Source organism: Liquorilactobacillus vini DSM 20605 (assembly GCF_000255495.1).
Classification (GTDB): Bacteria; Bacillota; Bacilli; order Lactobacillales; family Lactobacillaceae; genus Liquorilactobacillus; species Liquorilactobacillus vini.
This window is the reverse complement of sequence record NZ_AHYZ01000122.1, coordinates 1-7,997: the sequence shown is the minus strand read 5'-3', so window position 1 is coordinate 7,997 and position 7,997 is coordinate 1. Positions and strand designations below refer to the sequence as shown.

Sequence of the window (7,997 nt, the reverse complement as noted above, 5' to 3'; positions counted from 1 at the left end):
TTAAGTCTTTGTAAATTTCTGACCAAACTGAACCATTGGAAGCTTCCTCCTCTGTTTCAACCGCAGTTGTATCTTGATGATAAACCGGTGCATTACCTTTAACTGCTTTACCAATCAATTCATCAGCTTTTTTAATTCCATCAATTACTGGTCGATTCAATAAAGGCTTACCATTAAAGCGTGCCATTTCCACTTTTTTATCTGCTGCAATAATTACTCCCGCAGCTTTTTTGATCTCATCAGCTGTTAATTGATGTTTAACTCCTTCAGAACCATTTGTCTCGACTTTGATATCAACACCCATTGCCTCAGCCGTTTTTTTCAACGATTCTTCTGCCATGTAAGTATGAGCAATTCCAGTTGGACAAGCTGTTACTGCCACCACAAATGGACGCTCAGTTGAACTTGCTGGTGAAGCTGTTGCTTGTTGATTTTCCTTAGCTTCCTTTTGAATTTGTGCATCAGCAAAAAGCTGTTGAACTTCCTCTGGTGTTTGGGCTTGTTTCAAAGCAGCAACCAGTTTGGGGTCGATCAACAAACTTGAAAGTGCCGCTAAAGCTTGTAAATGCGTATTGTTAGCCCCTGCTGGAGCAGCAATCATAAAAAACAAATTAACCGGTTGACCATCAAGCGAATTATAGTCAACTCCTTGCTTACTCTTAGCAAATAATACAGCAGCCCTTTTGACAGCTTTGTCTCGTGCATGCGGCATGGCAATTCCATCACCAATTCCGGTTGTTGATTCTGCCTCACGAGCTAAAATATCTTTTTTATAAAGCTCTTCGTCATCAATTACACCAGCCAGATGATATTGATGAACCATTTCATTAATGGCAGCTTCCTTAGTTGAAGCTTTCAAATCCATAATCATTGCATCTTTGATTAATAGATCACGAATATTCATAATTACACTTCCTCATATCTTAAATTTGAATAATTAATCAAGTTTAAATTCCTCAATCTTGATTTGCGGCAAAATTTCCGAGATTTTCTTATTATCGGCTAAATCCTCTGAAAAGGCCGTAGCACTTCCGCAAGCTAATCCATATTTAAAACTTTCCAATGGATCATGTGTGGCAGCATAAGTCCCGACAAAGCCAGCGATCATTGAGTCTCCTGCCCCAACTGAATTAATAACCTTGCCTTTAGGAGCTGGACTGTAATATGTCTTGGTTGGAGTAATCAATAATCCTCCATCACCAGCCATTGAAATCAAAACATGTTTAGCACCTTTTTCAAGCAATTTTTGACCATAAAAAACAATATCTTTTAAACCGTCGAATTTAACGCCAAATAACTCGGCTAATTCATGGTGATTTGGCTTAACGACTAGTGGTTGCTCCTTAAGAGTTTTTAGCAAGCTTTCTCCAGTAGTATCAATAACAAATTCTGCTTGATGCGCTTTAATTAGTTCAATCAGTTCAAAATAAAAATCTGAACTCAAATTAGGTAATAAGCTTCCTGATAAAATTACTACATCACCGGCATGTAAAACTGAAAACTTATTTTTAAATTTTGCAATTTCGGTATTAGAAACTTCCGGTCCTTGACCATTGATCTCGGTTTCATTTTGCGCTTTAATTTTTACATTAATCCGCGTATCCGCTGAAATTTCAGTAAAATCCGTTTGCAAGTTTTGGCGCCGTAGTTGTCCCTCAACGAACTTACCAGTAAATCCTCCAATAAATCCCCAAGCAGTATTGGGCTGCTTTAATTCCTTTAAAATCCGTGAAACATTAATTCCCTTTCCGCCGGGCAACTTTGTATCATAAGCCATTCGATTAACTTGACCCAACGTTAGTTCTTTTAATTGCACGATATAATCAATTGAAGGATTGACTGTTACCGTATAAATCATTGTGTGACCTCCTGAATAATTGTTTGTCCGCTATATTGATTAAAAATCTTTGGTGTTAACTGATTTGTAATGATTTTTGCAATTGCTAAATCACCAACCTTCACAAATGAAATCTGCCCAAACTTTGAATCATCAACTAAAACAAAAGTTTGATCTCCTTGCTGACTGGCAACCGTTTTGACTGATGCTTCATCAGGATCTGGAGTTGTATATCCATATTTTAGATGCACTCCATTCATCCCTAAAAAAACTTTATTGAAACGATACTTCATTAAAGATTTCACCGTTTCAATCCCAACAATTGCTTTCGTTGTGTTCTTTAACTCACCACCAATCAAAATCGTTCTAATCCCTTGATCTGCCAATACAGAAGCATGTAAGACTCCATTAGTAACTACTGTCAAATGCATATTAGCTGCTAAAAAAGGGATCATTGCCAAAGTTGAAGTTCCAGCGTCCAGATAAATAACATCTTCAGACTGAATCAAACCTGCTGCATATTTAGCAATCATCTTTTTTTGCTCGATGTTCTTAGAAACCTTTCTGACCATATCAGGTTCCTGCTGCAATGAATTTTTTAATTTGGCTCCTCCATGGATTCTAATCAGTACTCCTTGATTTTCCAACCGTTGTAGATCACGACGTGCTGAGGATTCTGAACAACCTGTCAAATTACAGATATCTTGCAAATTCAAAATATTTTTTTCCTTTAAAAACGCTAATATCATTTGTTGCCGTTTTTCTGCAAGCACTTACAAAACCTCCTTAATTATCTTAGCATGACAATCAGTAAAAATCAATCAAATTCTTCCATAAATATTCAATAACTTTTAAATTAATGATCGTTTTTGACTTGAAGCAAACCTGGCATTCAGCAAAAGGTTGTATTAGTTAACTATTTAAAAGTAGCTTAGCGCCTTTATGTTTCAAAATCAATCAAAAAGATGACAAAAACCGCCAAAGAATCCTGACAGTTTTGTCATCTTTTAAAACCAATTAGTTAATTTTTAAAACTATGAATTGGTGCTGGAATAGACCCTCGGCGATCAATTAAGTTTTTTGATGAAGCTGAGTTAACCGCCATTACTGGCGCATAGCCCATCAAACCGCCAAACTCAACCATTTCACCAACCTTTTTACCTTTGACTGGTAAAACCCGAACTGCCGTCGTCTTATTATTGATCATTCCAATTGCTGCTTCATCAGCAATCATTGCAGAAATTGTTTCAGCTGGTGTATCACCAGGTATCGGGATCATATCCAGTCCAACTGAGCAAACCGCTGTCATTGCTTCTAGTTTTTCAACATTAAGCGCGCCTGCTTGAACGCCTGCGATCATTTCTGCATCTTCAGATACTGGAATAAACGCTCCCGATAAGCCCCCAACTCGACTGCATGCCATAATACCACCCTTTTTAACTGCGTCATTTAATAAGGCCAAGGCGGCAGTCGTACCGTGCGTGCCAACTTTTTCGACACCAATTTCTTCCAAAATCTGAGCAACTGAATCACCAACGGCTGGAGTTGGAGCCAATGACAAATCAACAATTCCAAAGGGCACCTGTAAACGTTCAGCTGCTATTGAGCCAACTAATTGGCCCATGCGAGTAACTTTGAAAGCCGTTTTTTTGATCGTTTCAGCAACAACATCCAACGGCTGACCTTTAACTTTTTCAAGTGCATGTTTAACAACTCCTGGCCCACTAACGCCAACATTAATAACTGTATCGCCTTCACCAACACCATGAAAGGCTCCTGCCATGAAAGGATTATCCTCAACTGCATTGCAAAAAACAACTAATTTAGTGTTTGCAATTACCGATCTTTCTGCTGCCTGCTTAATGACTTTTCCCATATCTGCAACAGCATCCATATTGATTCCGCTCCGAGTAGAACCAACATTAACCGAACAACAAACGAGTTCTGTTTCAGCTAAAACTCGTGGCAATGACTTAATCAGTTTAAGATCACCAGTTTGATATCCCTTTTGAACTAAGGCCGAAAAACCGCCAATAAAATTAACTCCAACTGCTTTAGCCGCTTTATCCAAGATTTGTGCATATTTGAAATAATCTTCATCATTTGAAGCTGCTGCAATTAACGAAATCGGAGTAACCGAGATTCTTTTATTAATAATTGGGATCCCATATTCAGCTTCAATTTGCTGTCCAACTTTCACTAGCTTTGCAGCTTTGGCGGTGATTTTTTGATAGATTTTCTGACACGCCCGATCACTATCACTATCAATGCAATCAAGCAACGAAATACCCATAGTGATTGTACGTACATCAAGATTTTCATCCGCAATCATATGGATCGTTTCAATAATTTTATTTGTTTCCATTTAGCCTGCTCCTCTTACAATTGATGCATCGCCTGATAAATCTCTGCCCGCCGAATTTTAATCTCAACACCGAGCTTTTGTCCTAAATCATTCAAACCTGCTGTTAGAACTGAAAAATCAAAATCCTTGTCTTTGATTTCGACCATCATCATCATCGTAAAATACCCATCCATAATGGTTTGCGAAACATCAAGAATATTGATGCTTTTTGCTGCTAGGAATTGACTGACTCCTGCAATAATCCCCACCTGATCTTTGCCAATCGTTGTCAAGATTGCTTTCAATCCAGACACCTCCATTATTCTAATTTAAATTTAAGTATAGCCTTTTACGAATTATTTCGCAATTAAGCTTTGAAAATTTAAAACAACCAATAAGTTGATCCATCCCCTACAGTATCAATACTTCCCCTGCAGCAACTTCTTTTGCAAGAATAAAAAATAGTGAATTATCTAATCAATAGCTGAAAAATAGTTCGTTTTCTTTTTCAATTACTTGAACTATGGTTTAAATATCATTAATATAAATTAAGTATTACAAAATTGCTAGAGAGTAGGTTCTACTATGTCATTTCAAATGAGTCATCAAAAAAGAACAATCGTTACCGCTGTTTTATTGATTGCCTCTTTTTTAGCTTTAACAAGTCAAACTATGATGGTAACTGCACTCCCGGTCATTCAGCATGATCTGCAAGTTCCTTTGACACAAGTCCAGTGGCTAACGACTGGCTATATTTTAATTATCGGAATAGTTACTCCACTTTCTTCCAATTTATATGAAAAATTTTCCAACCGTTCCTTGTTTTTAGCAACAACTGGCTTGTTTATTATGGGCACTTTTTTAGGTTGTATCGCAAATTCCTTTTTATCCTTATTATTGGCCCGCTTACTGCAAGCAGGCGCCGGTGGCATTTTAATGTCCTTTCAAATGACTGCCTTGGTCGTCATTTTTCCACCAGAAAAAAGAGGGACCATTTTGGGAATGTCCGGCTTAGTTGTTGCTTCGGGTCCAGCACTTGGACCAACTATCTCTGGATTGATTCTCCATTTCTTTTCATGGCATTACTTATTTATTCTATTTCTTCCATTATTTATTATTCTATGGATTATCGGTCTAGTAACTTTGCCAAACTTTTCTCAGCCACAGCCAATTAAAATTGATTTGCTTTCGGTCTTTTTATCTTTAGTCGGTTCCGGATTGGCCTTGTCAAGTTTAACAACTTTCCAAAAAAATCAAGTTGGCGGTTGGGGTTCTTTAATTGTTGGATTGATCCTTGTTTATGTTTTTTGTCGTCGTCAATTAAAATTACAACAACCGTTATTAAAAATTCAAATTGTTAAATTACATTCTTTTTCATTAATGACTTTAATTGGAATGTTAGCTTTTATGGTCTTAATCGGGACAGAACAAATTTTGCCAATCTTTGTTGAAAATGTGAAGGGCCTCAACAGCATGCAAGCTGGCCTGATCTTATTGCCAGGGGCATTCGCAAATGCTTTATTTGCTGCTTGGGCGGGACGTTATTATGATACGCATGGCCCTAAAAATTTAATTTTCAGTGGCGCCTTATTGATGGTTGTTGGTGCTTTACCATTAGCGTTGATGACTAAACAAACCCCTGTTTGGATAATCATTGTTGCCTATATGCTACGAATGATTGGCAATTCCTGTGTCTTTTCTCCAGCGATGTCCGAAGCTTTTACTGAGGTTGCACCTTTAGATATTAGCCATGCAACTGCCCTAAATAATACTTTACGCCAAGTGTCTGGTTCAGTTTCAACGACAATAATGGTCGTCATTGCTGATTTACCAACTTCATTAACTCATGGTGTCCATTTATCAATTATCTTTACTTTCTGTTTAATTTTGACTTTAATTGCTGTTTTTCAGTTTTATTTAACTCATCAGCCCCAAGTCAAAAAATGACATTTTGGATTAATGCCAGTAAAATGGTTAACTCCCAGTCGATGTTGTCATTATCAACTGAGCAACTATCTCCTCCAAGCGGAATAATTCATCATATTGTTAGTTACCAAACTTTTTCATATTTCAGTCGTTTATCGTACGTAAACAAAGTTTCCAATTGATTCTTAGATTTGTTCAAAAAAAGCAGCCAAATATATGGTTGCTTTTTATAAATTTAATCCAACTATTCTTTAACCTCTTGATGATCATAAATAAAGCGGATCTCAGGAAATTCACGATCACCATCTTTACCCTTTAAAAACTCCAGCGCTTCCTGACGAATCTGCGGCAAATTGATTCCTTGAGCCTTAGCTGCAAAAATACAGCCACAGTAACATTGTCGATAAAGGTTGTATTCATGACTCATTTCAATTGATCGGTGATAACCATTGTTTTTCTTGAAATCGCTTGGTAAATACTTAGTTGTATAAAAATTCTGAACTTCAATGCCAACACGATTAATAACTTGAGCATTCTTATGCGGACTGATTGTTAAAGTACTGCCAAAGTAATCAAATCCAAGTTCAACTGCTTTAGCAGCCACCAAATCAAGCCGATAGGTAAAACAAGCTTGGCAACGTTGGCCACCCTCGGGTTCTTTTTCCAATCCACGAACATTTTCAAAATACTCTTGCGGACGATAAGGGGCAGCAATAAATCGGACACGATTATTAGTCTTTTGATTAAAATCATGAATAAATTTCTGCTGAACATATTTACGTCGCTGATATTCAGCGCGCGGATGAATATTTGAATTTGCATAATAAATCGTTACTTCGGCATACTTTGTTAGACATTCTAAGGTATAGGTACTGCACGGCGCACAACAACTATGTAGTAAAATTTTTGGTCGTTGTCCGTTCAGCTGCCAATTTTGAATCATTTTCTGCATAATTCGATCATAATTTATTTTTTGATTAGGATTCATCTTGTCCAAAATTAGGTGTAAATCAATCATCCCGTTAACCCTCGCTTCAAAATTATACTTTAAGTATATACCCATTCGATTAGCTTAACAATCTGTGACAATTCTTTTAAACAGTTCCCGGGCTAAAAGCTGTCCACCAGCTTTATTTACATGCAAATGATCCCCTAAATCATAATCAGGTACAAAATGTTGCTGTTGAGCAATTGCGGTCTTTGAAGCTTGAAACGTCCAATTATATTGATCCAGCTGACGATTAAGTAAAATTCGCTGCTGTTGAGCCCGCTGATCTGCTGGATGTGTTGTTTGACCATGACTAAGCTTAAACGGTAGAAGATCACTAAAAATCAGTTGACTCCCTGCTTGTCTAAGATCATGCTCAAATCTTGTCACCCATTCAATAAATTTTTTCGCATCAAATTGAGTTTGTTGAGCTGCTGAACTGATCAACGGCAGTAGTAAATCATTGATTCCAGCAAAACAAATTACACATTTAGGCTTGACTTTTTTTAGCCGGTTCGGCAAACGAGTGATTAAAGCTTCACCAAAAGTTTGAAAAATCGCTTCATCTTGAGGAGCATTTTGTAAAAATCGATTACCTGCAATTCCAGAATTCAAGACAAGATAATGGCCTGGATACCGCGCTTGCAATAAATAATCCAAACTAGCTGAAATCAGCCCCATTTCTGCCAGTGAATCCCCCGTAAACTCAATCACCTTTGGTAGCGCCATGGTCCATAAATCTACTTCTCGTAAGCAAAACCAGCCATGGCGAGCAGTAAAAGTTTGACTTAATTTAGGATACCAATCATATCGCCGGATAAAAGCAGCATTTGTCAAGCTTGAGTCATAAGTACTTAAGAAATCACAATATTGTTGTGGTCGACGAGCAGTCAATCGAAGTT

Annotated in this window: 8 protein-coding genes; 1 reads left to right on the top strand and 7 read right to left on the bottom strand. The window is 37.4% G+C overall.

Annotation, left to right across the window (positions count from 1 at the left end; all coding sequences use genetic code 11):
- The 5 genes from ON15_RS07100 to ON15_RS07080 form a co-directional block, all read right to left on the bottom strand.
- A partial coding sequence (locus ON15_RS07100) for a fructose PTS transporter subunit IIA (protein WP_010580799.1) occupies positions 1-904 on the bottom strand: 904 nt, incomplete at its 3' end.
- A gap of 33 nt (positions 905-937) precedes the next feature.
- Positions 938-1,858 carry a 1-phosphofructokinase gene (pfkB, locus tag ON15_RS07095; RefSeq protein ID WP_010580798.1) on the bottom strand — a complete coding sequence of 307 codons (921 nt, stop codon included), beginning with the start codon at positions 1,856-1,858 and terminating at the stop codon, positions 938-940.
- A complete protein-coding gene (locus ON15_RS07090; RefSeq protein WP_010580797.1) occupies positions 1,855-2,610 on the bottom strand; it encodes a DeoR/GlpR family DNA-binding transcription regulator in 756 nt (251 codons plus the stop codon). Before ON15_RS07090 ends, pfkB begins: the two co-directional genes overlap by 4 nt.
- Before the next feature lie 248 nt (positions 2,611-2,858).
- Positions 2,859-4,202 (bottom strand): PFL family protein, encoded by a 1,344-nt coding sequence (locus tag ON15_RS07085; protein WP_010580796.1) that lies wholly within the window; start codon positions 4,200-4,202, stop codon positions 2,859-2,861.
- A gap of 14 nt (positions 4,203-4,216) precedes the next feature.
- Positions 4,217-4,486 (bottom strand): ACT domain-containing protein, encoded by a 270-nt coding sequence (locus tag ON15_RS07080; protein ID WP_010580795.1) that lies wholly within the window; start codon positions 4,484-4,486, stop codon positions 4,217-4,219.
- A 280-nt stretch (positions 4,487-4,766) separates the two neighbouring features.
- Between ON15_RS07080 and ON15_RS07075 the strand changes: the two genes are divergently transcribed.
- Complete coding sequence (locus ON15_RS07075) at positions 4,767-6,128, top strand: DHA2 family efflux MFS transporter permease subunit (RefSeq protein WP_010580794.1); 1,362 nt, start codon at positions 4,767-4,769, stop codon at positions 6,126-6,128.
- 223 nt (positions 6,129-6,351) lie between these two features.
- Here ON15_RS07075 and ON15_RS07070 read toward each other — a convergent pair whose 3' ends face one another.
- Both ON15_RS07070 and ON15_RS07065 read right to left on the bottom strand, forming a co-directional pair.
- On the bottom strand, positions 6,352-7,125 hold the full coding sequence (locus ON15_RS07070) for an epoxyqueuosine reductase QueH (RefSeq protein WP_010580793.1): 774 nt from the start codon (positions 7,123-7,125) through the stop codon (positions 6,352-6,354).
- Between the two features lie 54 nt (positions 7,126-7,179).
- On the bottom strand, positions 7,180-7,997 hold an 818-nt coding region (locus ON15_RS07065; protein WP_010580792.1), incomplete at its 5' end, for an SGNH/GDSL hydrolase family protein.

What these genes read in the sequence shown, in the direction of transcription:
- ON15_RS07075 (WP_010580794.1), top strand. Translation starts at nt 4,767, where the DNA reads ATGTCATTTCAAATGAGTCATCAAAAAAGAACAATCGTTACCGCTGTT.
- ON15_RS07070 (WP_010580793.1), bottom strand. Translation starts at nt 7,125, where the DNA reads ATGATTGATTTACACCTAATTTTGGACAAGATGAATCCTAATCAAAAA.
- ON15_RS07085 (WP_010580796.1), bottom strand. Translation starts at nt 4,202, where the DNA reads ATGGAAACAAATAAAATTATTGAAACGATCCATATGATTGCGGATGAA.
- pfkB (WP_010580798.1), bottom strand. Translation starts at nt 1,858, where the DNA reads ATGATTTATACGGTAACAGTCAATCCTTCAATTGATTATATCGTGCAA.